At 62.8% G+C, this 23,146-nt stretch carries 23 protein-coding genes; 13 read left to right on the top strand and 10 right to left on the bottom strand.

The annotated features are described in order from the left end of the window. Positions 1-101 precede the first annotated feature (101 nt). Positions 102-947, top strand: a complete 846-nt coding sequence (locus BH682_RS21280) for an SDR family oxidoreductase (RefSeq protein ID WP_007729029.1) — start codon at positions 102-104, stop codon at positions 945-947. Positions 948-995: 48 nt separating this feature from the next. Then, positions 996-1,478, top strand: coding sequence for a DUF2505 domain-containing protein (locus BH682_RS21275; RefSeq protein ID WP_075834036.1), 483 nt, complete (start codon positions 996-998; stop codon positions 1,476-1,478). On the opposite strand, the gene soxR is transcribed toward BH682_RS21275, so the two are convergent. After that, positions 1,464-1,943, bottom strand: coding sequence for a redox-sensitive transcriptional activator SoxR (gene soxR, locus BH682_RS21270; protein ID WP_003946250.1), 480 nt, complete (start codon positions 1,941-1,943; stop codon positions 1,464-1,466). The two genes, BH682_RS21275 and soxR, sit on opposite strands and share 15 nt — an antisense overlap. A 5-nt stretch (positions 1,944-1,948) precedes the next feature. After that, positions 1,949-2,437 carry an FABP family protein gene (locus tag BH682_RS21265; RefSeq protein WP_042921290.1) on the bottom strand — a complete coding sequence of 163 codons (489 nt, stop codon included), beginning with the start codon at positions 2,435-2,437 and terminating at the stop codon, positions 1,949-1,951. A gap of 99 nt (positions 2,438-2,536) precedes the next feature. Between BH682_RS21265 and arcA the strand changes: the two genes are divergently transcribed. Next, a complete protein-coding gene (gene arcA / locus BH682_RS21260; protein WP_003946210.1) occupies positions 2,537-3,754 on the top strand; it encodes an arginine deiminase in 1,218 nt (405 codons plus the stop codon). Between the two features lie 13 nt (positions 3,755-3,767). Here the strand turns inward: arcA and arsC are convergent, their stop codons facing one another. Continuing rightward, positions 3,768-4,121 carry an arsenate reductase (glutaredoxin) gene (gene arsC, locus BH682_RS21255; protein ID WP_003946209.1) on the bottom strand — a complete coding sequence of 118 codons (354 nt, stop codon included), beginning with the start codon at positions 4,119-4,121 and terminating at the stop codon, positions 3,768-3,770. Between the two features lie 94 nt (positions 4,122-4,215). Here arsC and BH682_RS21250 point away from each other — a divergent pair, with 94 nt between their 5' ends. The 4 genes from BH682_RS21250 to BH682_RS21235 all read left to right on the top strand — a co-directional run bounded on the left by BH682_RS21250 (position 4,216) and on the right by BH682_RS21235 (position 7,500). Next, positions 4,216-4,899, top strand: coding sequence for an SDR family oxidoreductase (locus tag BH682_RS21250; RefSeq protein WP_003946268.1), 684 nt, complete (start codon positions 4,216-4,218; stop codon positions 4,897-4,899). 42 nt (positions 4,900-4,941) lie between these two features. Then, positions 4,942-5,301, top strand: coding sequence for a GntR family transcriptional regulator (locus tag BH682_RS21245; protein ID WP_003946225.1), 360 nt, complete (start codon positions 4,942-4,944; stop codon positions 5,299-5,301). Positions 5,302-5,349: 48 nt separating this feature from the next. Beyond that, positions 5,350-5,781: a DoxX family protein gene (locus BH682_RS21240; protein WP_003946228.1), complete on the top strand. Its 432-nt coding sequence runs from the start codon at positions 5,350-5,352 to the stop codon at positions 5,779-5,781. Between the two features lie 84 nt (positions 5,782-5,865). Further along, positions 5,866-7,500, top strand: coding sequence for a BCCT family transporter (locus BH682_RS21235; protein WP_003946258.1), 1,635 nt, complete (start codon positions 5,866-5,868; stop codon positions 7,498-7,500). A 72-nt stretch (positions 7,501-7,572) separates the two neighbouring features. Here BH682_RS21235 and BH682_RS21230 read toward each other — a convergent pair whose 3' ends face one another. After that, complete coding sequence (locus BH682_RS21230; RefSeq protein WP_003946230.1) at positions 7,573-9,081, bottom strand: dolichyl-phosphate-mannose--protein mannosyltransferase; 1,509 nt, start codon at positions 9,079-9,081, stop codon at positions 7,573-7,575. 74 nt (positions 9,082-9,155) lie between these two features. Here BH682_RS21230 and rsmI point away from each other — a divergent pair, with 74 nt between their 5' ends. Continuing rightward, positions 9,156-9,986 carry a 16S rRNA (cytidine(1402)-2'-O)-methyltransferase gene (gene rsmI / locus BH682_RS21225; RefSeq protein ID WP_003946264.1) on the top strand — a complete coding sequence of 277 codons (831 nt, stop codon included), beginning with the start codon at positions 9,156-9,158 and terminating at the stop codon, positions 9,984-9,986. On the opposite strand, the gene BH682_RS21220 is transcribed toward rsmI, so the two are convergent. Together BH682_RS21220 and metG are read right to left on the bottom strand one after the other, a co-directional pair. Further along, on the bottom strand, positions 9,983-11,230 hold the full coding sequence (locus tag BH682_RS21220) for a DUF2786 domain-containing protein (protein ID WP_075834034.1): 1,248 nt from the start codon (positions 11,228-11,230) through the stop codon (positions 9,983-9,985). The genes rsmI and BH682_RS21220 overlap by 4 nt on opposite strands. Positions 11,231-11,311: 81 nt before the next feature. Beyond that, positions 11,312-12,910 (bottom strand): methionine--tRNA ligase, encoded by a 1,599-nt coding sequence (metG, locus tag BH682_RS21215; RefSeq protein WP_075834032.1) that lies wholly within the window; start codon positions 12,908-12,910, stop codon positions 11,312-11,314. A 21-nt stretch (positions 12,911-12,931) separates the two neighbouring features. On the opposite strand from metG, the gene BH682_RS21210 reads away from it, so the two are divergent. Both BH682_RS21210 and BH682_RS21205 read left to right on the top strand, forming a co-directional pair. Continuing rightward, entirely contained in the window at positions 12,932-13,759 is an 828-nt protein-coding gene (locus BH682_RS21210) for a TatD family hydrolase (RefSeq protein ID WP_030536315.1), read from the top strand. 77 nt (positions 13,760-13,836) lie between these two features. Continuing rightward, entirely contained in the window at positions 13,837-14,226 is a 390-nt protein-coding gene (locus tag BH682_RS21205; RefSeq protein WP_058037034.1) for a DUF6578 domain-containing protein, read from the top strand. A gap of 36 nt (positions 14,227-14,262) precedes the next feature. Here BH682_RS21205 and BH682_RS21200 read toward each other — a convergent pair whose 3' ends face one another. Together BH682_RS21200 and BH682_RS21195 are read right to left on the bottom strand one after the other, a co-directional pair. After that, positions 14,263-15,030: an amino acid ABC transporter ATP-binding protein gene (locus BH682_RS21200; protein WP_003946239.1), complete on the bottom strand. Its 768-nt coding sequence runs from the start codon at positions 15,028-15,030 to the stop codon at positions 14,263-14,265. Further along, positions 15,027-16,475, bottom strand: a complete 1,449-nt coding sequence (locus tag BH682_RS21195) for an amino acid ABC transporter substrate-binding protein/permease (RefSeq protein ID WP_003946214.1) — start codon at positions 16,473-16,475, stop codon at positions 15,027-15,029. Before BH682_RS21195 ends, BH682_RS21200 begins: the two co-directional genes overlap by 4 nt. Positions 16,476-16,711: 236 nt before the next feature. Here BH682_RS21195 and BH682_RS21190 point away from each other — a divergent pair, with 236 nt between their 5' ends. The 3 genes from BH682_RS21190 to rsmA are packed head-to-tail and all read left to right on the top strand — an operon-like array spanning position 16,712 to position 19,904. Beyond that, complete coding sequence (locus BH682_RS21190; RefSeq protein ID WP_007729018.1) at positions 16,712-17,836, top strand: resuscitation-promoting factor; 1,125 nt, start codon at positions 16,712-16,714, stop codon at positions 17,834-17,836. 31 nt (positions 17,837-17,867) lie between these two features. After that, positions 17,868-18,995 (top strand): resuscitation-promoting factor, encoded by a 1,128-nt coding sequence (locus BH682_RS21185; protein ID WP_075834030.1) that lies wholly within the window; start codon positions 17,868-17,870, stop codon positions 18,993-18,995. Positions 18,996-19,004: 9 nt separating this feature from the next. Further along, a complete protein-coding gene (gene rsmA / locus BH682_RS21180) occupies positions 19,005-19,904 on the top strand; it encodes a 16S rRNA (adenine(1518)-N(6)/adenine(1519)-N(6))-dimethyltransferase RsmA (protein ID WP_003946263.1) in 900 nt (299 codons plus the stop codon). 59 nt (positions 19,905-19,963) lie between these two features. On the opposite strand, the gene BH682_RS21175 is transcribed toward rsmA, so the two are convergent. Together BH682_RS21175 and BH682_RS21170 are read right to left on the bottom strand one after the other, a co-directional pair. Then, positions 19,964-22,225: a heavy metal translocating P-type ATPase gene (locus tag BH682_RS21175; protein ID WP_003946240.1), complete on the bottom strand. Its 2,262-nt coding sequence runs from the start codon at positions 22,223-22,225 to the stop codon at positions 19,964-19,966. Next, positions 22,225-23,139, bottom strand: a complete 915-nt coding sequence (locus BH682_RS21170; RefSeq protein ID WP_075834028.1) for a hypothetical protein — start codon at positions 23,137-23,139, stop codon at positions 22,225-22,227. Before BH682_RS21170 ends, BH682_RS21175 begins: the two co-directional genes overlap by 1 nt. Between the last annotated feature and the right edge of the window lie 7 nt (positions 23,140-23,146).

The raw sequence follows: 23,146 nt of genomic DNA, 5'->3' as shown, positions 1-23,146 counted from the left end.
CCGTGCCCCCCAGGTCGTCTTGCGTGTTTCAGGGCGGCCGCATCGTGCGTGCGTAGACTTTCCCGCATGTCCACAGTACGAGTGCGGGGGAGTGTTCATCCATGTCTGTAAGGTCGCTCGACGGCAAGAAATGCCTGATCACCGGCGCCGGTAGTGGAATTGGACGTGCAACTGCGCTGCGTGCATCAGAGGTCGGCGCCGAATTGTTTCTCACCGATATCAACAGCGTCGGATTGGAAGAGACGGTCGCGATGGTCGGCGCCGGCGGCGGCACGGTCAGCATGGCGAAGGCACTCGATATCTCGGACTACGACGAGGTCGTGAAATTCGGTACCGAGATTCACACTCAATTTTCTTCGATGGATGTCGTCATGAATATCGCCGGCATTTCAGCGTGGGGAACTATCGAGAACCTCGAACATCGGCATTGGAAGTCCATGGTGGACGTCAACCTGATGGGGCCGATCCATGTCATGGAGACGTTTGTTCCACCCATGATTCGTGCCGGCAAGGGTGGACACCTGGTCAACGTGTCTTCGGCTGCCGGACTTTTGGCCCTGCCGTGGCACGCCGCCTACAGTGCGAGCAAGTTCGGCCTTCGCGGGGTGTCCGAGGTGCTGCGATTCGATCTGAAGCGGCACGGAATCGGGGTCAGTCTGGTTGTGCCGGGTGGGGTGAAGACGCCATTGGTGGGAACCGTGGAAATAGCGGGTATCGACAGGAACGACCCGCGGGTCGAAAAACTCACGCACCGGTTCGAGGCGCGTGCTGTCTCCCCGGAGAAGGTGGCGTCGTGCATTCTGCGGGGAATCGAGAAGAATACGTACCTCGTATATACGTCCAATGACATCCGATTCGGATACTGGTGGGCGCGCAAATTTGCCCTGCCTTACGAGTTCGTGATGCAAAAAGCGAACGACCAGTTCAGTAAATTGCTCAAGCGATGAGCGTTAACTCCGCCGGGACTTTTATCTAGTCGAATAGGGACCAAAGTCATGCCGAAGAGTTTTCACTTCGATATCGAATTCAAATATCCGATCGACGACGTGCATCGAACTTTGACCGACCCGAATTATTGGAAAGGCAGACTCGGAGACCTTTATGCCACCTCGGACATCGAAGTTCGAGACGGATCGATCGAAGTATCCGTGTCCGAGGAAATCGACTCCGCCTCTCTCCCGAGCCTGGTCGCCAAGGTTGCGCCGAGACGGCTCGGTCTGAAACGGGTCGATCGGTGGGGACCTCTGTCGGACGGGCGTGCAGCAGGGTCGGTCACCGGAATCGCGCGGGGACTGCCGATCCGAATCGAGACGACGCTCGATCTCACCGCCGCCGAGTCCTGCACGCGGTTGGTCGTCGACGGAACGGCTGAGGTGAAGATGCCGATCATCGGCGGCCAGATCGAGAAGTTGCTGAAGAAGACCGTCGAGGACTTGCTGGGGCGCGATCGGGACGCCGTCGAGTCATTTCTCGCCTGAGCCTGCACCGAAATCTACTTCCAGAACGCGCGCACCCGGGCCGGCGGATGCGAGTTGATCGTGCGGGTTGGCGAGGGCGCACCCCTCCAACGAGAGGCACCCGCAACCGATGCAACCGGTGAGGTTGTCCCGTAGACGTTCCAGTTGCTCGATGCGTAGATCGAGGTGGCGCCGCCACCCGGTCGACAATCTTTCCCAATCTGCGCGGTTCGGGGTACGGCCTTCAGGAAGTGTGCCGAGGGCCTCTCTGATTTCCGACAGCGGAATGCCGACGCGTTGCGAGATTCTGATGAAGGCGACGCGTCGAAGCGTGTCTCGTTGGTATCGGCGCTGGTTTCCGCTGGTCCGGCGACTGACGATGAGGCCTTCTCGTTCGTAGAAATGCAGGGCCGAGACGGCGACACCGCTGCGCTCGGAGAGCTGGCCGGGCGTGAGTTCCTTTGCCTTCCACGACGGCATCTCCATGGCGACTACCGGTCCGTCGCGCGGTGGAGGGTGGCGTGGAGATGATGCGTCAGCGGGGTGTCGCCGTGCGCCATCCACAGGTCGTATGTCAGCGTGTCGCCCTGAACGCACATGACTCGCCGAACGTCGTGAACCGGTTTTGCGTCGGGTGATGCTGCGAGCGTGAGACGGGTCAAGGCGAGAGTGCCTTCGGAGTCGAGGGTGCCGCGATGGATCTCGACGAATCCGGTGGGCTGGCTGACCAGCAATTCGAGCTCACCACCCGGTGTTGGGCGCAGGTATCCCGATTCCATGTGAAGCGGTCGTCCGTCGGGGAGCCCACGAGTGCGCGACGAGTAGGTGAGAAACGGTTTCGGGGTGGGCGCGAACTCGATCTCCTCGGAGTACTCGAAGTCGTCGATGGTGGGGAAATGTCCGGCTCCAGCGCCGACCCAGCGCCCGGTGAACCTCTCGATTCCGGCGCCGTTCAGCGCTGCCTGATCCGTACTACTCATTGCCTGGTCCTCTCGCCTGCGTCGGATCAGACGTTACGCGGGCCGGTACGACAGCTGCTTATCCCTGCTGGGTGGGGCCTACGGGATTAGTGTTCACTCATGAACGCTTCTGGCTCCGTCCCCCTCGGTGTCGATTCCGAGGTGGGCCGATTGCGATCGGTCATTCTTCATCGTCCTGGCGACGAGTTGAAACGATTGACTCCGCGCAACAACGACGAGCTGCTGTTCGACGCGTTGCCGTGGGTGGACCGCGCGCAGGAAGAACACGATCAGTTTGCGACCGTCCTTCGTGAGCGCGGCGTCGAGGTACTGCTTTTGTCCGATCTCCTCACCGAGGCGCTCGAGGTCAGTGGCGCAGCGAGGATCCAGGGAATCGCGGCCGCCGTCGACGCACGCAAGATCGGCCACGCGCTCGGGCAACACCTGGCCGCCTACCTGCGAAAGGTGGAGCCGAAGGAGCTTTCGTCGATCCTTACTGCAGGAATGACGTTCGACGAATTGCCGATCGATGCCGACTCGACCTCGTTGGTGCGCAGGATGCATCACGGCGGTGACTTCGTGATCGACCCGTTGCCCAACTTGCTCTTCACCCGTGATTCGTCGTTCTGGGTCGGGCCACGGGTCATCATCACGTCCTTGGCGTTGTCAGCGCGAGCTCGCGAATCCTCGATAACGGATCTCGTCTACGCGCATCACCCTCGATTCAAAGGCGTGCGCCGCGCGTACGAGTCGCACACGGCTCCTGTCGAGGGAGGTGACGTGCTGCTTCTCGCGCCGGGGGTGATCGCAATCGGTGTCGGTGAACGTACGTCACCCGCCGGAGCAGAAGCATTGGCGCGTAGCGTGTTCGACGACGGCCTCGCCCACACGGTGTTGGTTGTTCCGATCGAGCAACGCCGAGCGTCGATGCATCTCGACACGGTCTGCACCATGGTCGAGGCCGACGCGGTCGTCATGTATCCGGCCATTCAGGACACCCTGGCGGCGTTCACTCTGCGCAAGGAGGACGACGGGGTGAGTATTCGCGGTGCGACGCCGTTCCTCGAAGCGGCGGCCGACGCCATGGGAATCGGAAAACTGCGTGTGATCGACACCGGACTCGACACGGTGACTGCCGAGCGTGAGCAGTGGGACGACGGAAACAACACCCTCGCCGTCGAGCCTGGCGTCGTCGTCGCTTACGAGCGCAACGTCGAAACGAACGCCAGGCTGGAGGCCTCGGGTATCGAGGTTTTGCGAATCGCGGGTTCGGAACTGGGGTCCGGCCGAGGTGGTCCTCGGTGCATGTCCTGCCCGATCGCCCGCGATCCGCTGTGAGCCGTCGACGCTGTCAGAGAATTTCTTCCACCTTGGCTGCAGGCCGCGCGAGGACGGTGCCTTTGTCGGTGACCACGAACGGGCGTTCGATCAGAATTGGGTGCTCGATCATCGCGTCGAGGATCTCGGATTCGGATGCATCGGCGAGCCCGAGTTCCTTGTACTGCGTTTCGCGCTTGCGAACGGCTTGGCTGGGCTCGAGGCCGGCGTCGGCGAGGAGTTTTTCCAGCTCGGATCGGGTAGGCGGAGTATCGAGGTACTTCACAATGGTCGGTTCGATGCCGGCGTCGCGGATAAGTCCGAGAACAGTCCGCGACGTGTTGCACCGTTGATTGTGGAAGATGGTTGCAGATGCCATGTCCGTCATTCTGCCTCTGTGTCCGAACTCGTGGGACAAACAGGGGAACAACGGACACCTCCGGCGCGCTGCACTTGAAGTACCGACTTGTGAGGAGAAAACGATGACGGAACATCGAAGTGTGGACGAACGGCGCGTGGTCATTGCCGGTGGGCACGGCAAGATCGCGCAGCACCTGACATACCTGCTGGCAGGACATGGTGATCGGCCGGTAGCGCTGATCCGCAACTCCGCGCACGAGGGTGCGGTCCGCACACTCGGCGCGTTCCCCGTGGTGATCGATCTGGAATCCTCCACGGTCGAGGAAGTTGCGAAGGTACTCGACGGTGCCGACGTCGCGGTCTTCGCCGCGGGCGCCGGACCTGGTAGCTCGATCGAGCGGAAGGACTCCGTAGACCGAGCTGCGGCGGTGCTGTTGGCCGATGCCGCCGAGAAAGCGGGAGTGCGTCGGTTCATACAGATCAGCGCCATGGGTGCTGGTGACGAAATACCGGAGAACACCGACGAGGTTTTTGCCGCCTACCTGCGGGCGAAGACTGCAGCAGAGGAAGACCTGAAGACAAGGACTTCGCTGGATTGGACGATTCTTCGGCCAGGCCTTCTGACAGACGACGACCCCACCGGTGAAGTCCTTCTTGCAGAGCCGCCCGTCGATCGAGGCTCTGTGCCTCGTGCAGATGTCGCCGCAGTGATCGAAGCGCTCATCGACGCGCCGTCCAGTGTCGGCAAGATATTGGTTCTGACCTCCGGCCCGCATACGATCCGCGAAGCGATCGAGGGTTTGTGAGAGAGAAGATGCTGTGACCGAGAAGATACGACGAGGGTGACGATGAAGATCGCGATCGAACACGATTCCTCCACAGCTCCGTACGACCAACTGCGGCAACAGATTATCGAGCAGGTTCACGGCGGCGGATTGATTGCGGGAACCAAGATCCCGACGGTGCGTGCATTGGCTTCGGAGCTGGGATTGGCGGCCAACACCGTCGCGAAGGCTTATCGCGCGCTCAGCGATCAGGGCGTGATCGAGACGAGGGGAAAGCAAGGGACGTTCATCGCTTCGGGGACCGATCCGGTGCAGGCGCAGGCGGAGCAGGCGGCGACCGCGTTTGCGCATAAGGTCCGCTCGCTCGGGTACTCCGACACTGAGATCGTCGCCATGGTGGAGTCGGCATTGAGAGGTGCGTGACACATTGATTAAGTTGACGCTTCAACTTAAAGCTGTCAGTCTTGGCTCATGAATTCGTCGATTGCTCGTGACCTCGGACTCCTCATCGCCCGTGTCGGCCTCGGGATCATCTTCATCGCCCACGGTTGGCAGAAGTTCTTCACCTACAAGATCGCCGGAACGCAGGCCGCATTCGAAGGGATGGGCGCCCCGCTCCCCAAGATTTCTGCAGTTCTGGCAGCATCCATCGAACTCGGTGGCGGCATCCTGCTCATCGCGGGTCTGCTGACCCCGCTCGTCGGCGCACTGCTGTTCCTCGACATGGTCGGCGCGTTCTTCATCGTGCACGCCGACAAGGGCGTCTTCATAGACAACGGCGGCTATGAACTCGTCGTCGCACTCGGTGTCGGTTCGCTCTTGATCGCTGTTATCGGCGCAGGACGCATCAGCATCGACGGATTGATCGGCAAGGGCAACGGTTGGGTTAAAACCCCAGCTTGATCGGGGTGAGAAGGCGGGTTCAACGGCTGTTGAGCCCGCCTTCCAGCTTGCTTTTGGCCCACAAAGTGACGAACGTAGTCATCTATGGTGACGAAATCTGATCGATCCGAACAAGATTCCGGGGCCAACGAAGAGCGCCCGGAGACGGGCTTTACTCGGGTAGGCGTTCGGACCGACTACGTGGTGTTTTCCGTGGCGGCCGCAGCGGTGCTGGCTATTGTCGTGTGGGGTCTCGTAGCTCCCGACAACCTGAACTCGGTAACCGGAAGTGTTCTCGGCTGGTTGGTGACGAACATCGGCTGGCTCTTCGTACTCGCAGCTTCGGCTTTCGTGCTGTTTTCCATCTACCTCGCTGTCAGTCGATTCGGCGACATTCCGCTGGGCAAAGACGGTGAGAAGCCCGAGTTCCGAACCGTCAGCTGGATCGCCATGATGTTCAGCGCCGGCATGGGCATCGGCCTGATGTTCTTCGGTGTCGCGGAACCGCTTGCGCACTACGTGACTCCGCCTCCCGGCACCGACGGTGGCGTCGGAACTGCCATGGCTACCACCATGTTTCACTGGGGTCTTCATCCTTGGGCGATGTATGCCGTTGTGGGCCTTGCCATTGCGTACGGGTCGTATCGCCGAGGACGCAAGCAACTGTTCAGTTCGGCCTTCATCCCGTTGCTCGGTCGCAAAGCCGAAGGGCCGATCGGCAAGGTCATCGACATCCTGGCAATCTTTGCGACACTTTTCGGCACCGCAGCATCTTTGGGGCTCGGCGCACTTCAGATCGGCTCCGGTTTCGAGGTAGTCGGCTGGATGGAAGAAGCCGGCGTATTCCTGCTCGTGGCCATCGTTGCGGTACTGACCCTGGCGTTCGTCGCTTCGGCAGTTTCCGGTGTGGCCAAAGGAATTCAGTGGCTCTCCAACATCAACATGGTGCTCGCGTTGATCTTGGCCCTGTTCGTGTTCGTTCTCGGGCCGACCGTGCTGATTCTCAATCTGCTCCCGACGACCATTGGTGCATACGTTTCCGACCTCGCCCAGATGTCGGCCCGCACGGGTGCATCGTCGAATCCTGAAACCGGCGCGTGGCTTTCGTCGTGGACGATCTTCTACTGGGCATGGTGGGTGTCCTGGACGCCGTTCGTCGGCATGTTCCTGGCCCGCATCAGCCGCGGCCGCACGATCCGCCAGTTCATCGTCGGCGTCATCGCCGTTCCCACGACTGTCAGCTTGCTCTGGTTCGCGATCTTCGGCGGCGCAGGCATCGGCGAGGAACGCGACGGAATCGGCTTGTCCGGCCGAGGCTCGGAAGAGGCTCAACTGTTCGGCATGCTCGACAATCTGCCGTTGGCCGGAGTGACGACTGTCCTGGTCATGCTGCTCGTCGCAGTGTTCTTCGTCTCCGGCGCCGACGCTGCGTCGATGGTGATGGGGACGCTCTCGCAGCGCGGAACGCTCGAACCGAGTCGCTGGGTCGTGGTGTTCTGGGGCATGTTGACCGGTGGCGTCGCGGCGCTTCTGCTGTGGACCGGTGGTTCCGAAGCGCTCGACGGCTTGCAGACCATGACGATCATCGCTGCGGCGCCGTTCGTGCTGGTCATGATCGGATTGTGCTTCTCGCTGTACAAGGATCTTTCGCACGACCCGATCATCATTGCGGCGAAGGAGCAGAAACGTGCTCTCCTACGCCCGCGCCGAGGACGCCGTGTGGGTAAGTCAGTGGAGTAGGACTTGAGCGGAGTAGGACTTGAACCGTGAAGGGGCACCGAACTGCGGTTCGGTGCCCCTTTTGTCGTCCGGTTATTTCCAGCTGGGCAACCACAGATGGTTCTGCCACGATTCCGGCGTGATCGGCATGGCGGTGAGTATCGGCCAGAGGTAGACGAAGTTGGCCACGACCAGACCGATGTACAGACTGACTGCCAGAAGTCCGGTGGTACGACGCTCGACGGACGCGCTCGCCTTGCCCAGTACATCGCCGAGGACCAGCGCAAATCCCATGACCATGAACGGGGCGAGTGCAACTGCGTAGAAGTAGTACATCTGGCGGTCGAGCGTCGCGAACCACGGGAGGTAAGCGGCACCGTAGCCGGTCAGGACCACGGCGTATCGCCAGTCCCTGCGCACGAACGTCTGCCAGATCGCCCACGCCAACATCGGTAGGGCCAGCCACCACATCGCCGGTGTGCCGATCAGCATCACGGCCTTGACGCAGCTGGCGGCCCCGCAACCGGTGACCTGCTCGCCGTCGGCGTAGTAGTAGAGCATCGGTCGTAGCCCCATCGGCCACGTCCACGGTTTCGACTCCCACGGGTGGTGGTTTCCGGCGGAGTTGGTCAGACCGGCGTGGAACTGGAGAACGTTTCCGCTGTAGTACCAGAGTGAGCGCAGCGCGGAGGGAATGAAGCTCCATGTGCCGCCCTCACCGATCTCGTTACCGACGGCGTGACGGTCGACGCCGGTCTCGCTGGTGAACCAGGCCCAGTAGCTCGCGAGGTACACACCGAGCGGAATGATCACCAACGCATACAGAGCAGGCCCGATGTCGCGAACTGCAGTGCCGACCCATGGGCGCTGCACGCGGTAGGCGCGGCGCGCTGACAGGTCGAAGGCAACACTGAGCAATCCGAAGAACAGAATGAAGTACATGCCGGACCACTTGGTGCCGCAGGCCAGGCCGAGCAGGATGCCGGCGCCGAACCTCCACCACCGGAAACCCAGCCGCGGACCCCAGGCAGAGTCGCCGATTCGGCCCTCTTCGTATACCTTCGCCATCCGTTCGCGGACTTGGTCGCGATCGACCACCAGGCATCCGAGAGCAGCGAGGACGAAGAAAGCCAGGAAGATGTCGAGCATCCCCAGGCGTGAGGAGACGAAGGTGACGCCGTCCACGATGAGCAGGATTCCGGCAATCGCGCCGATCAGCGTGGAGCGCGTCATGCGGCGCACGATCCGGATGATCAGCAGGACCATCAGGGTTCCGACCAGGGCCGACGAGAATCGCCACCCCCAACCGTTGTAACCGAAGAGTGCTTCGCCGATCGCGATCATCTGCTTACCGATCGGCGGGTGTACCACCAATCCGTAACCGGGATTGTCCTCGATGCCGCCACCGGTCAGAACTTGCCAGCCCTGCGGAACGTAGTGCTTCTCGTCGAAGACAGGTGTGCCGGCGTCGGTCGGGTAGGCGAGCATCGTGAAGCGTGTGATCGCCGCGATAGCGGTGACGAAAGCGGTGACGATCCAGCCGCGCAATCTGTCGGTCGGGCCGAAATCAGGATCCGGTACCAGCGGGCCGGGACTACGCATTACCCGATCGCTCGTGGCGGGCGTTGGCCGCTCGTCCGTCTGCACAGTCACCTGGCAATCGTAGGCTGTCAGGTATGACTGGTCGCTTGGTACTCGCCGCAACACCCATGGGAGATGTCGGTGACGCGTCTCCGCGTCTTCGGTCTGCTCTCGCAACCGCCGACGTCGTTGCTGCGGAGGACACACGACGCACCAAGTCTCTGGCTTCCGCGCTCGAGGTAACCATCACCGGGAAGATCGTCAGTTTCTACGATCAGGTCGAGATTTCCCGGCTGCCCGCGCTGGTCGCCGACGTCGCCGAAGGCAAGACCGTCCTGCTGGTCACGGACGCGGGCATGCCGTCGGTCAGCGATCCCGGATATCGCCTTGTCGCCGCCTGCGTAGCCGAGAACCTCGCCGTCACGTGCTTGCCCGGTCCGTCGGCGGTGACGACGGCGCTGGCACTCTCCGGATTGCCGGTGGAGCGGTTCTGCTTCGACGGGTTCCCGCCCCGTAAGCAGGGGCAGCGCAAGACGTGGCTCTCTGCCTTGGCAACCGAGCAGCGAGCGTGTGTGTTCTTCGAAGCGCCTCATCGCCTTGCCGACTGCCTCGCAGATGCGGTGGAAGTGCTCGGGCCGAATCGCCGCGCGGCCGTGTGCCGGGAATTGACCAAGACCTACGAGGAAGTGAAGCGCGGCACTCTCGGGGAGTTAGCTGCTTGGGCCGCCGAGGGCGTTCGCGGTGAGATCACGGTGGTGCTCGAAGGCGCAGTGCTGGTGGCATCTGATCCTGCCGATCTGGTCGACGAGGTGGAAAGGCTGGTCGAGGGGGGAGCACGATTGAAGGACGCGTGTGCTCTGGTCGCAACGGCCGGAGTCTCCAAGCGTGAGTTGTACGAGACGGTCCTGGCCGCTCGAAAGGACTAGCGGGAGCGGTTCACGGCGGGTGCGCCGGGACGCAGGTTGGCGTCGTCGGCTGCAGCCTGGCCGGCGTGCCAGCCTTCGGCGTCCACGGACCGTCCGCGAGTCTTGCGGGTTGTCGGGAACAATCGATCGAATTCGGCGTCGACGGCCTCGGATGTGGTGGCGAGGATCGGCAGAAGATCCGCGACGTCCATCGATGCCGCGTCGGCCGCTTCGGCGGTGGCTTTGGTGCCGGCGTCACGCAGGCGGTGTCCGATGCGGCTGGCGAACCCGGCCAGGAACCCCTTGCGGAACGAGGTGGTGCGGGAGCCGCCGCGATTGCTCGAATCGGCGAATTGCATTGCACGGGTTGCCTGTACAAGTAGTGAAGTGAACAGCATGTCGACTTGCTGAAGGTCGACCGGAGTGCCGACGACGGTCGCGAGTGCAATGTCGCTGAACCAGACAGTCCTGACTCGATTCGATTCGCCGATCTCGGTCAGGAGGTGAACCTTTTCCTTCACGTACGGGTTCTCGATGTGAATGCGTCGGGCATTGACGGATGTGTCGGTGACCCCGGCGCGACTGTGAAGCAGTGCTGAGTCGATGGCGTACCGGGTCATCAACTCCTGGGCCTTCGCGGTGAAAATCTCGGCTTCTTCCGCGAAGTTGGTTGCTTCCGCTTTGGCGAGTAGTCCACGAATTCGCTTGAGTACCTTGGCGTCGACCTCGGTGTCACCGACGCCGGCATAGCTGGTGTGGGTGCGTTGCGACGGCCAGGTGGATGGTGGCGCGAGCAACACCGTCCACTGAGGTAGGCGCATCCACGATCGTGCGACGTCGACGATCTGCGAAACAAGGAAGTAGGGGTCCTGGAACAGTAGGCCGGCCGCGAGGGACCGGAAAGCGTCGTCGTCCACGGTGATTCGAGAGGCGACGCGCCGAGACTTCGGGTACTGCTCGCCGATCGTCTGCAACTGCCCCACCCACTCGAGTGGTGCGCGATCCGACGCGCGGGATGCGTTCGCGTCGAACAGGATGGTGGTGGCGGCGAGATCGGCGTCGGACGCTTCTTTGCTTCGACGCGCCAGATGAATCAGATCCGCCGGCTGCCATCCGCGGTCGTACGCCGCGGACAGTTCGGAAACGAGATCTCGCACCGCGGAAACGGATTGAGGGCTGACCTCCTGAGTGGACACCCGCGCTCCGTTCCATGGCAGTGTCTGCGCCGAAGCGCTGGTTCGAATGTATGTTCTATTCGTCGTCATGGCTGGAGTGTGCACGTGGGGTCCGACACATCCGCCTGTAACCGGATATCTCGGACCCCACGTGCGGCACTCTCGCTTAGCTCATTCCTCGACGAAGCGGGGGAAAACTGGCGCCGGAGCAGGCAGTTTCCGGTTCGCGTCGATGCGAACCGCAATGTCGGCGAACTGCCGGTTCTCTTCGCTCTGGCCAAGCAGATCGAGGATGCGTGACGCCGCGTCGGGCATCACCGGCTGAACGAGAAGCCCGACGATACGGACCACTTCGAGCGTCACGTACAGAACCGTCGCCATGCGTGCCGGATCCGTCTTGCGCAGAACCCACGGTTCCTGCTTGGAGAAGTACCGGTTGGTCTCGCCGAGAACGCCCCAGATGGCTTCCAGTGCGAGATGCAGCGCCTGCACGTCGAACTCGCTGCGGCACTTGGCAAGCAGGGCATCCGCCGACGCCAGCATCGCCAGATCGTCCTCGGTGAACTCGCCGGGGGTCGGTACCTGGGCATCGCAGTTCTTCGCGACCATCGTCAGTGAACGCTGCGCGAGGTTGCCCAGTTCATTGGACAGGTCTGCATTCATACGCGTCACGATTGCTTCGTGGCTGTAGCTGCCGTCCTGGCCGTACGAGATCTCGCGGAGCAGGAAGAAACGGACCGCGTCGAGGCCGTACTGATCGACCATCGCGATGGGGTCGACGACGTTGCCGACCGACTTCGACATCTTCTCGCCCTTGTTGTACAAGAACCCGTGGACGAAGACCCGCTCCGGCAGTTCGATGCCGGCAGACATGAGGAACGCCGGCCAGTACACGGTATGGAAACGCGTGATGTCCTTGCCGATGATGTGCAGGCTCGCGGGCCAGAACTTCTCGAACTCCGCCGAGTCGACGTTCGGGTAACCCACGCCGGTCAGGTAGTTGGTGAGGGCGTCGACCCAGACGTACATGACGTGGTCGGGGTCTCCGGGAACCTCGACGCCCCAGTCGAACGTGGTGCGCGAGATCGACAGGTCCTTGAGGCCGCCCTTGACGAAGCTGACGATCTCGTTGCGACGAGTCGCGGGGGCAATGAACTCGGGATGCTCTTCGTACAGAGCAAGCAAACGGTCCTCGTAGGCCGAGAGACGGAAGGTGTAGTTGGACTCCTCGGTCCACTCCACCGGGGTGCCGGTCTCCGTCGACTGACGGGTGCCGTCGTCCAGAAGCGTGGTCTCGGCTTCGGTGTAGAAGGCCTCGTCACGAACCGAATACCAACCCGAGTAGGTGTCGAGGTAGATGTCGCCCGATGCGGCCATCTTTTCCCAGATCGCCTTGCTGGCGACCTGATGGTCGGCGTCGGTGGTACGGATGAACCGGTCGTACGAGATGTTCAGGACCTTGTCGAGGTTCTGGAACACGTCGGAGTTCCGAGCCGCGAGTTCGCGGACGTCGATGCCCTCTTTGGTTGCTGTCTGCTGCATCTTCAGACCGTGCTCGTCGGTGCCGGTCATGAAGAACACTTCATGACCGTCCAACCGCTTGAAGCGGGCGAGCGCGTCCGAGGAGATGTACTCGTACGCGTGGCCGATGTGCGGAGCGCCGTTGGGATACGCGATCGCTGTCGTGATGTAGAACGGCGATCGTTCCGCGCCTTCCGGGGCAGCGGAGTCCGGGCGCGGGGTCTGGGAGGGTGAGGCAGGCACAGTCATGGTGGGCTTACTCTATCGGGCGTGAGCAAAGACCGTCCCGCCCCCGATGCCCCTGAGCCCTTGTCGCCTCTGATCGACGCACATACGCACCTCGACGCCTGTGGTGCGCACGACGCTGCGACCGTGGCCGAAATTGTCGATCGGGCCGAAGCCGTCGGCGTCGGACGGGTCGTCACGGTGGCCGACGACCTTGATGCCGCACGCTTTGCCGTCGACGCTGCGAACTGGGATTCGAGGGTTTACGCAGCCGTCGCAATCCATCCGACCAGGGCGAACGTCCTCGATGTCGACACCAGAGCCGAGATAGAACGGTTGGCGTCCGATCCGCGGGTCGTCGCGGTGGGGGAGACCGGGCTGGATCTCTACTGGCCAGGCAAGCTCGAAGGGTGCGCCACCATCGAGGAGCAGGTCGACGGTTTCCGGTGGCACATCGACCTCGCGAAGCGTCTCGGCAAGACGCTGATGATTCACAATCGCGAAGCCGATGAGGACCTGCTGCGGGTGCTGCACGAGGAAGGCGCGCCGGAGACCGTGGTGTTCCATTGCTTCTCCTCGGATTCGGAGATGGCCCGTGCGTGCATCGACGCGGGCTACGTGTTGAGTTTCTCGGGAACCGTGAGTTTCAAGAATGCGAAGGCGCTGCGTGAGGCCGCGCTGTTGGTGCCGTCGGATCAACTGATCGTCGAGACGGATGCGCCGTTCTTGACGCCGCACCCGTTCCGCGGTGCGCCCAACGAGTCGTACTGCCTGCCGTACACAGTGCGCGCGCTCGCAGACATCCGCGGTGAGGATCCGCAGGCGCTGGCAGCAGCGTCCACGGCGACAGCGGAGCGCGTCTACAAGCTCTGACGCTATGGTGGTCTGACAGGTAACTCCGCGCCCGGGATCGTCGTGTCCTGGTACGTCTACTGCGCGGAGTATTTCAGATGAATGACTACAACGTGGTCACAGTCCGCATCGAAACATGGGAATTCGAGTGCTGTGCACCGTTGCCGGTGGTCGGCGAAAAATCTGCGTGGGCTTTGCACCCCATACGTGAGTCGCTGTGGTTCGACGGGACGGTTCATGGAGGAATCTATCCCGACGACGTGGAACCTACGGCCGGGATCGTTCTCTCGATCCGACTCGAGCGCGGCGAGTTTGTCGAACAAGAACCCAGGCACTGGGTATTGGTACCTGGGAGCACCGATCACGTTCGAGTCGAGAAGGTCCCACGGTCTTTTCGCGGCATGTCGTCGCTGGTTGCCGGTCGTCGTGGCTGGATGGAGACGGCCGTTGTCGTCGAATTGGCCACCACCCGTGCGCCTTTCCGGTAGTCCCCACTACCAAAAAGGCGCACAGGGGGCTTGCCCCTAGAGAACCTTCGCCAGGAAGTCCTGGGTGCGCTGCTGCTGGGGGTTGCCGAACAGACTCTCCGGCTTACCTTCTTCGACGATGTATCCGTCGGCCATGAAGATGACTCGGTCGGAAACCTCACGGGCGAAGCCCATCTCGTGGGTCACGACGACCATGGTCATGCCCTGCTTGGCGAGGTCGCGCAGCACCTGCAGAACCTCACCCACCATTTCGGGGTCGAGGGCGCTGGTGGCCTCGTCGAAGAGCATGATGTCCGGACTCATCGCGAGTGCGCGGGCGATGGCAACGCGCTGCTTCTGCCCACCGGACAGGCTGGCGGGCTTGGCATCTGCCTTCTCCGCGAGACCGACCTGGCCGAGCAGTTTGACGGCGATCTCGCGAGCCTGCTCCTTGGTCGATCGCCCGGTCTGCACCGGAGCGAGCATCACGTTTTCGACGACGCTCATGTGGGGGAACAGGTTGAAGTGCTGGAACACCATCCCGATGTGCTGGCGCACCTTGTCGATGTCGACATCCTTGTTCGTGAGGTCGAACTGGTCGACGCGCACGGATCCGGCGGTGATGTCTTCGAGGCGGTTGAGGCAACGCAGGAAGGTCGACTTGCCGGAACCTGAAGGCCCGATGACGCAGACCACTTCACCGCTCTTGATGTCGACGTCCAGGCCCTTGAGGACCTCGTTGTCGCCGAACGACTTCTTCAGTCCCTTGACCGAAATCTTGACCTCGGTGGCGGACTTGCCCATGTTGACGGCTGTTTCGGTCACTTGTTGATCCTCTTCTCGAGGCGGTTCGACAGCTTGGTGAGCGCCATGATGATGATGAAGTACATGACGCCGATGATCAGCCACATGTTGAACGACTGGAAGTTGCGCGCGATGATGATGCGCCCTGTCTGAGTGAGCTCGGCGAGTCCGATGACCGACAGGATCGACGTGTCCTTGAGGGTGATCACGAACTGGTTGATGTACGACGGGATCATCGTGCGAATTGCCTGCGGCATGATGACTTTTCGCATCGACTTCATGTAGCTGATGCCCAGGCTTCGTGACGCCTCCATCTGTCCCTTGTCGACGGACAGGATGCCGCCGCGGACGATTTCAGCCATGTACGCGCCGGCGTTGAGCGAGAGCGTGATGATGCCTGCGGTGAAGGCGGACATCTGGAAATGCAGGGCTGCCGGGATGCCGAAGTAGATGAAGAATGCCTGCACCAACAGCGGTGTGCCGCGGAAGATGTCGACGTAGGTTGTGCCTATACCTCGGACGAACATGTTGGTGGACACGCGGCAGAGACCGAAGATCGCGCCTAGGACCAGAGCGATCGCGATCGAGACGACGGAGAGAACGATCGTCAACCACAGGCCCTTGAGAAGCTGCGGGTAGGTGCTCTTGATCAAGCCGATGATGGAGTTGTCCGACGTCGACGCGCCCTGACCGAGGTAGGTCGAGACGATTTCGTCGTACTGGCCGTCGTCGCGCAGGTTCTGCAGTCCGGCGTTGAACATCTGGAGCAGTTCGGCGTTCTGGCCCTTGTTGACTGCGAAGCCGTAGCTCGCGCCCACCTCTTTTTCGGTGACCGTCTTGAGGCCGTTGCCCTGTGTGATGCCGTAGGCGAGGACGGGGTAGTCGTCGAAGACTGCGACGGAGTTCCCGGTGCGGACCTCGTCGTACATGCTGGCGGAGTCGGCGAAATAGACTGTGGTGAAGCCGTATTGGTCCTTGATGGACTCGGCGAAGCTGGCGCCCTCGGTGCCGTTCTTGACGGCGACGCGCTTGCCCCTCAGATCCTCGTACGACTTCACGTCGTTGTCGGTCTCGAGGACCGCCATCTGCACGCCCGACTCGAAGTACGGGTCGGAGAAGTCGAACACCTGCTTGCGGGCGTCGGTGATGGACATACCCGCGATGACGCCGTCCGCCTGCCCGGCCTGCACGGCCTGAAGGGCCGCGTCGAAGCCGAGCTGCTTGATGTCGACCTTGAAGCCTTGGTCCTCGGCGATCGCATTGAGCAGGTCGATGTCGATGCCGACGAGTTTGCCGTCTTCGTTCTCGAATTCGAACGGGGCGAATGTCAGATCGGTGGCGATCGTGTAGGTGCGGCCGGGTTGCGCGCTCGCGATTCCGGGGGCGAACAGCGCTGCGATCAGCGCCAGCAGGATGGCCAGGATCGGCCACCTGGCATTACGTGGTCTGTCGAATCTTCTTCGCACTATCGCCCAGCTTTCTTCTGTCGCGCCCGGGATCGCCGGACTGCTTTGAACCAGACGAGAACATACTGCGCCCAGAGCTGAATCGATACACGGGTATCGGAGCCGGAAAGTGCAGAACACACGACACGCCGTTGCCGTTCCGTGACAAAAGTCGCATTTCGTTGTGATTTGGTTGCCGATACAACGCTCGGTCGTTACCGTATTGTGATCGAACGTCGTCTGCCTTGGGATTTCCTGTGTCGCCTTTTGCCAAGATCAACTCCACGAAGTCACCACTTCTCTATTCAGTGGTGGGTGCGTTGCTTCTGACGCTCATCGTCGGGGGTGCGCTCGCCGTGGTTCGGCACAAGACGATCACCCTCGATGTCGACGGTGACATGATTTCGCTGTCCACGATGTCGAGCAGCGTCGGTACCGCTCTCGAGGACGCCGGATACCCGGTCGATCCCAAGGACGCGCTCGCACCCAGTGCCGATTCCTCCCTGTCCGATGGCGATACCGTCGTACTGCGCCGTGCCCGTGAGTTGGCTCTGACCGTCGACGGTCAGCCGACCACCATCTGGACCACCGCATTGACGGTCGACGAGGCATTGAAGCAGGTAGATGTTTCCGACGACTTCGCAGTCTCGGCTTCGCGCTCGCATCGTCTGCCGCTCGAACGGACCGAGCTCGACGTCGTCAGCCCGAAGACCGTCAGCGTCAGCGACGGTGGCGCTCCCGCGGCGGAGGTCAAGCTCGCCGCCGTGACCGTCGGCGATCTTCTCGCGGCCAAGAATGCGCCGCTCGAGCAGGCCGACTCGGTGGTTCCCACCGCCGAGACACCCGTTACCAACGGCCTGACCATCCAGGTCACGCGCGACCGCACGGACACTCGCGTCGAGACGCAGCCGATCGCGCCGCCGGAGAACAAGGTCGAAGATCCCGAGCTCGAGAAGGACAAGACCGTCGTCGAGAACCCGGGTGTTCCGGGTGAGCGCACGGCCACTGTCGAGGTCAAGACCGTCAACGGTGTCGAGGCCGGACGCACGGAACTGTCCGCGACCGTGATCAAGGAACCGGTCGCAGCAGTGGTGAAGGTCGGTACCAAGCAGGCTTCCGCTCCCGCTGTGTCCAACGCGTCGACGTGGGATGCCATTGCTCAGTGCGAGGCGACCGGAAACTGGGCCATCAACACCGGCAACGGTTTCTACGGAGGACTTCAGTTCACCCAGAGCACCTGGGAAGCATTCGGCGGCGGTCAGTACGCAGCTCGCGCCGACCTCGCATCACGTGAACAGCAGATCGCGATCGGCGAGAAGGTCCGCGCCGGTCAGGGCTGGGGTGCTTGGCCGTCCTGCACCAGCAAATTGGGCCTGCGCTGACGCGCTCACACCTCACAGAACACAGGAACCGATGTCACCGTTCGCCAAGATCAACTCGACCAGGTCGCCGTTGTTGTACTCGGCGATCGCCGCTCTTCTCCTGACGGTTCTCGTGGGTGGTGTTCTGGCCGTCGTCCGGCACAAGACCATCACTCTCGATGTCGACGGTGAGCAGGTTCGCCTGAGCACCATGTCGACCAACGTCGACGGCGCTCTCGAGGACGCGGGTTACCCGATCGGTGACAAGGATGCAGTTGCTCCCGCGGCCGACGCTTCGCTGTCCGACGGCGACACCGTGGTGCTCCGTCGTGCCCGTGAGATCACGCTGACGGTCGACGGTCAGCCGCAGAAGCTCTGGACCACTGCCTTGACCGTCGACGACGCGTTGAAGCAGTTGGACGTCGCGGCGGATGTGCACGTGTCGGCTTCGCGCTCGCAGCGTCTTCCGCTGGACGGCGCCGCGCTCGACGTGCTGACACCGGTCGTCGCAAAACTGGTCGACGGCGCAAACGCGGCAGCAGACGTGCGTATCGCGGCGCCGACGGTCGGGGAGTTCCTTACCGCCAACGGCACTCCGCTCGAGCAGTCGGACACGGTGGTTCCCGCCGCCGACGCTCCACTGACCGAGGGCCTGGAGGTCACGGTGACGCGCAACCGCACCGAGAACAAGGTCGAGACCTTGCCGCTCGATCCGCCGGATCAGCGCATCGAGGATCCGACGATGAACCAGAGTCGCACGATCGTCGAGAACCCGGGCGTGCCCGGCGTGCGTGACGTGACGTTCGCCGTGAATCTCGTCAACGGTGTCGAAGCCGGACGTACCCAGGTCTCGGAGACGATCACCACACCGGCGCAGCCGAAGGTCGTGCGTGTCGGAACGAAGCCGGGCACCGAGGTGCCGCCCGTGGAGAACGGTTCGACGTGGGATGCGCTCGCACAGTGCGAGGCCACCGGTAACTGGGCCATCAACACCGGCAACGGTTTCTACGGCGGCGTGCAGTTCGATCAGAACACCTGGGAACGACAGGGCGGGTTGAAGTATGCGCCCCGCGCCGACCTCGCCACCCGTGAAGAACAGATCGCGATTGCGACACAGACCCAGCGCACTCAGGGCTGGGGCGCATGGCCGTCGTGCTCGGGTCGCCTCGGACTGGGATAAGTTCTACTGGTGTCAGACGCCGAACAATCGAACGAACCCATCGCTACTCCGCGCGGGCAGGCAGCCCTGCTCGGTCCGGTCGAGGTGCGCGCTCTTGCCGAGGAATTCGGTGTCCGGCCCACGAAACAGTTGGGGCAGAACTTCGTTCACGACGCCAATACCGTGAGGCGCATCGTCACCACGGCAGGCGTGACACGTGACGACGTCGTTCTCGAGGTAGGGCCTGGTCTCGGTTCGCTGACGATGGCGCTGATGGACGTCGTCGATCGTGTGATCGCGGTCGAGATCGATCCCAACCTCGCGGCTCGCCTGCCGAAGACGGTGGCCGAGCGAGCGCCGGAACTGGCCGATCGCCTGACCGTCGTCGAAGCCGACGCGATGCGTGTGTTGCCTTCGCAGATTCCCGGCGAGCCGACCGCGCTTGTCGCGAACCTGCCGTACAACGTCGCGGTGCCGGTGCTGTTGCACCTGTTCGCGTCGCTTCCGAGTCTGCGGACCGCACTCGTGATGGTGCAAGCCGAGGTTGCCGACCGCCTGGCGGCTGATCCGGGAAGTAAGATCTACGGCGTTCCCAGCGTCAAGGCCAACTTCTTTGGCGAGGTTCGCCGCGCCGGTGCCGTCGGACGCAACGTGTTCTGGCCGGTGCCGAAGGTCGAATCCGGACTGGTTCGTATCGATCGGTACGCGGAGCCGCCGTGGCCGATGGACGAGAAGCACCGCAAGCAGGTTTTTGCGGCGATCGACGCCGCATTCGCGCAGCGCCGCAAGACTTTGCGTGCCGCGCTCAGCGGTTGGGCAGGTTCGCCTGCCGAGGCCGAACGACGGCTCCTCGCTGCCGGTATCGAGCCTCAGACGCGTGGCGAGATGCTCGACGCAGCAGCCTTCGTTCGGCTGGCTGGAGGCGAATAGCCCCGTGCGCGGTTAAGGAGTGCAGGGACTCCCTAACCGCGCACAGGGGGCTTGCCCCCTTATTTGAACCGGCGCAACCTCAGGCTGTTGCTCACCACGAACACACTGCTGAATGCCATTGCGGCACCGGCGAGCATCGGGTTGAGCAGGCCGGCCGCAGCCAGCGGGATCGCAGCCGTGTTGTAGGCGAATGCCCAGAACAGGTTGCCCTTGATGGTCTTGAGCGTCTTGCGGGACAGTCGAATTGCATCGGCTGCCGACCGCAGGTCACCTCGCACCAGAGTGATGTCGCTGGCCTCGATCGCAACGTCGGTACCCGTGCCCATCGCCAGGCCGAGATCGGCCTGAGCCAGGGCTGCCGCGTCGTTCACGCCGTCGCCGACCATGGCCACGACGCGTCCTTCCGCTTGCAGTTTCTTGACGGCGTCGACCTTGTCCGCAGGCATGACCTCGGCGAAGACGGTGCTGATCCCGACCTGATCCGCGACAGTGCGAGCAACGGTGGCGTTGTCACCGGTCAGCAGAACCGGTTCGAGGCCGAGTGCTTTCAACTGCGCGATTGCTTCGGCGCTCGTGTCCTTGACCGCGTCGGCGATCACGAGGATGCCGTGCGCCTTGCCGTCCCAGCCCACCGCGATTGCGGTGCGCCCGGCCTTCTCTGCTGCAGCCTTCGCCTCGCGGAGATTTTCCGGCAACGGCATCGACCAGTCGGCGAGCAGCGCGTCTCGGCCCGCGACGACGGCGTGACCGTCGACCATTCCCTGCACGCCGCGCCCGGCGACGTTCACGAAATCCTCGACCGTAGGCAATTCGCCCACAGCTTCGGTCGCACCCTTCGCGATCGCTGCGGCGATGGGGTGCTCGGAGCGATGTTCGAGTGCGCCGGCCAGCCGAAGGACCTCGTCGACGGTTGTTCCTTCGCCCACCACGGTGTCCAGCAATGTCATCTGACCGGTGGTGACGGTTCCCGTCTTGTCGAGCACGACGGTGTCGACTGCGCGCGTCGATTCGAGCACCTCGGGTCCCTTGATGAGGATTCCCATCTGAGCTCCGCGACCCGTGCCCACCAACAGGGCTGTGGGCGTTGCCAATCCGAGGGCACAGGGGCACGCGATGATCAGCACGGCGACCGCAGCGGTGAAGGCCATCTCGATGGGGTTACCGGTACCGAGCCAGTAGCCCAGTGTCGCAACGGCAATCGCGATGACGACCGGCACGAAGATACCGGCGATCCGATCGGCGAGGCGCTGAACTTCGGCCTTGCCGTTCTGGGCGTCTTCGACCAGTGCCGCCATCTGGGCGAGTTGGGTGTCGCTCCCGACCCGGGTTGCCTCGACGGTCAAGGTTCCACCGACATTGACGGTGGCGCCGACGACAGTGTCCCCGACACCGACTTCCTCCGGCACGGATTCGCCGGTCAACATGCTCATGTCGACGGCTGAGCGGCCCTCGGTGATGATGCCGTCGGTGGCGATCTTCTCGCCGGGCCGGACGATGAAGGAGTCGCCCGCTGCCAGTTCTTCGGCGGGGATTCGTACTTCGACGCCGTTGCGCAATACCGCGACGTCTTTCGCACCGAGTTCCATGAGTGCGCGTAGTGCGGCGCCGGACGTGCGCTTGGACTTGTGCTCGAAGTAGCGTCCGGCCAGCACGAACGTGATGACGCCCGCGGCAACTTCGAGGTAGATGTTGGCGCTGCCGTCCATCCGGTCGACCGTCAGCCGGAAGGCGTGCTTCATACCGGCTTCGCCCGCAGTGCCGAAGAACAGTGCGTAGAGCGACCAGACGAAGGCCGAGATGGTGCCCAGCGAGATGAGCGTGTCCATCGTGGCCGCGCCGTGACGCAGGTTCACCCAGGCAGCCCGGTGGAAGGGGAGGGCCGCCCACACGATGACCGGTGCGGCCAGTGTGAGGGAGAGCCATTGCCAGTTGTCGAACTGCAGCGCAGGAATCATTGCCATAGCGATGACCGGCACGGAGAGAAGAGTCGAGATGATCAGGCGGGTACGGAGCTCGCGCAGATCACGATCCTGCGGGGTTTCCGCATCCGGGTCGACGGTGTCCGGTGCGCTGGGCGGCTTGGGGAGCGCGGCGGAATAACCGGCGTTCTCGACGGCAGTGACCAGATCTTCGACGGGTACCCCGTCCGGGAAGGTGACCTTGGCCTTCTCCGTCGCGTAGTTGACGGTGGCTGTGACGCCGTCGATCTTGTTGAGCTTCTTCTCGATTCGTGACGCGCAGGAGGCGCAGGTCATCCCGGTGATCGCGAGTTCGACGCTGCTCGAGTTGGCAGCATTGTCGACCGCAGTCGGTGACGTCATCAGTGCCCTCCCTCGTGATTGTCTGGAACTGAAGCCGTGGAAGTGCCTGCATCAACAGTGAATTCGGCGGTCCGAACCACGCCTTCGTGCTGGAAGTCGAGGAACAGTCGGTATGTGCCTTCGCTCGGTGCCTGTGCGTGGAAGGAAATGTCCGGACCAGGAGCTGTGACGCCGTCGCCTGGCTCGCCTTCGGGGTGCACGTGCAGGTAGGCGAGGTCGCCGGTGCGCAGGGCAACGAGGTGACCGAAGGCACCGAGGTACGGATCGAGATCGGTGACCGGGGCTCCGTCGCGAGCAACGCTCAGCGTGATCGGGCCGCCGGCAGTGGTCAGATCACCGTCGAGAGTCACGGTGTATCCGTCGACGGTTGCGGTCGCGCTCTTCTCAGGTAGCGGCGCAGGAGTGAATTCGCCTGCCACGTCGAAGTTTCGGCCGAGTGTCAGTTGGGTGCCGTCGGTGGGATCGAAGTCCGCGAAGACTCGGTAGGTGCCGGCGGCGGGCCAGGCCCAGTCGATCGACCAGGTGCCGTCTGCAGCGAGGGACGGATGTACGTGGCGGAATTCGCTGGTGTCGTTTCGGACGACAATGAGGTGGAGTTTCTTCTCGTGCAGGAGGTCGAAATCGACGACGGGCGTGTTGGTGTCGTCGAGAATCCGGAAGGTCAAGGTTCCCGGCTCCCCAGCTCGACCGGGTGCGGTCACATCGGTGAGTGTGTATCCGCCGGAGGAGACTTCGAGTCCTGCAGGTGTTGCCGAATCCATGCCTGGCATCGATTCTGTGGTTGATTCGTGGGTGCTGTGCTGGGCGGTGGACATGTCTATCGGGCTTCCGATTGCGGCCCCCACGCCGAGGGCGGCGCCGAAGACGGCGACCAGCCCTACGGCGTAGGCGGCAAGTGTTGTCGAGGTGCGCACGGCTGAC

The sequence above is a fragment of the Rhodococcus sp. YL-1 genome (assembly GCF_001942025.1).
Lineage (GTDB): Bacteria > Actinomycetota > Actinomycetes > Mycobacteriales > Mycobacteriaceae > Rhodococcus_F > Rhodococcus_F qingshengii.
Note: the sequence above shows the minus strand (reverse complement) of the source record. Positions and strands in the feature narration are given on the sequence as shown.

What these genes read in the sequence shown, in the direction of transcription:
- BH682_RS21185 (WP_075834030.1), top strand. Translation starts at nt 17,868, where the DNA reads ATGTCACCGTTCGCCAAGATCAACTCGACCAGGTCGCCGTTGTTGTAC.
- BH682_RS21205 (WP_058037034.1), top strand. Translation starts at nt 13,837, where the DNA reads ATGAATGACTACAACGTGGTCACAGTCCGCATCGAAACATGGGAATTC.
- arsC (WP_003946209.1), bottom strand. Translation starts at nt 4,121, where the DNA reads ATGACGGACATGGCATCTGCAACCATCTTCCACAATCAACGGTGCAAC.
- soxR (WP_003946250.1), bottom strand. Translation starts at nt 1,943, where the DNA reads ATGGAGATGCCGTCGTGGAAGGCAAAGGAACTCACGCCCGGCCAGCTC.
- BH682_RS21175 (WP_003946240.1), bottom strand. Translation starts at nt 22,225, where the DNA reads ATGACGTCACCGACTGCGGTCGACAATGCTGCCAACTCGAGCAGCGTC.
- BH682_RS21280 (WP_007729029.1), top strand. Translation starts at nt 102, where the DNA reads ATGTCTGTAAGGTCGCTCGACGGCAAGAAATGCCTGATCACCGGCGCC.
- arcA (WP_003946210.1), top strand. Translation starts at nt 2,537, where the DNA reads ATGAACGCTTCTGGCTCCGTCCCCCTCGGTGTCGATTCCGAGGTGGGC.
- BH682_RS21235 (WP_003946258.1), top strand. Translation starts at nt 5,866, where the DNA reads ATGGTGACGAAATCTGATCGATCCGAACAAGATTCCGGGGCCAACGAA.
- BH682_RS21245 (WP_003946225.1), top strand. Translation starts at nt 4,942, where the DNA reads ATGAAGATCGCGATCGAACACGATTCCTCCACAGCTCCGTACGACCAA.
- BH682_RS21240 (WP_003946228.1), top strand. Translation starts at nt 5,350, where the DNA reads ATGAATTCGTCGATTGCTCGTGACCTCGGACTCCTCATCGCCCGTGTC.
- rsmI (WP_003946264.1), top strand. Translation starts at nt 9,156, where the DNA reads ATGACTGGTCGCTTGGTACTCGCCGCAACACCCATGGGAGATGTCGGT.
- BH682_RS21250 (WP_003946268.1), top strand. Translation starts at nt 4,216, where the DNA reads ATGACGGAACATCGAAGTGTGGACGAACGGCGCGTGGTCATTGCCGGT.
- BH682_RS21230 (WP_003946230.1), bottom strand. Translation starts at nt 9,081, where the DNA reads ATGCGTAGTCCCGGCCCGCTGGTACCGGATCCTGATTTCGGCCCGACC.
- BH682_RS21220 (WP_075834034.1), bottom strand. Translation starts at nt 11,230, where the DNA reads ATGACGACGAATAGAACATACATTCGAACCAGCGCTTCGGCGCAGACA.
- BH682_RS21275 (WP_075834036.1), top strand. Translation starts at nt 996, where the DNA reads ATGCCGAAGAGTTTTCACTTCGATATCGAATTCAAATATCCGATCGAC.
- BH682_RS21265 (WP_042921290.1), bottom strand. Translation starts at nt 2,437, where the DNA reads ATGAGTAGTACGGATCAGGCAGCGCTGAACGGCGCCGGAATCGAGAGG.
- metG (WP_075834032.1), bottom strand. Translation starts at nt 12,910, where the DNA reads ATGACTGTGCCTGCCTCACCCTCCCAGACCCCGCGCCCGGACTCCGCT.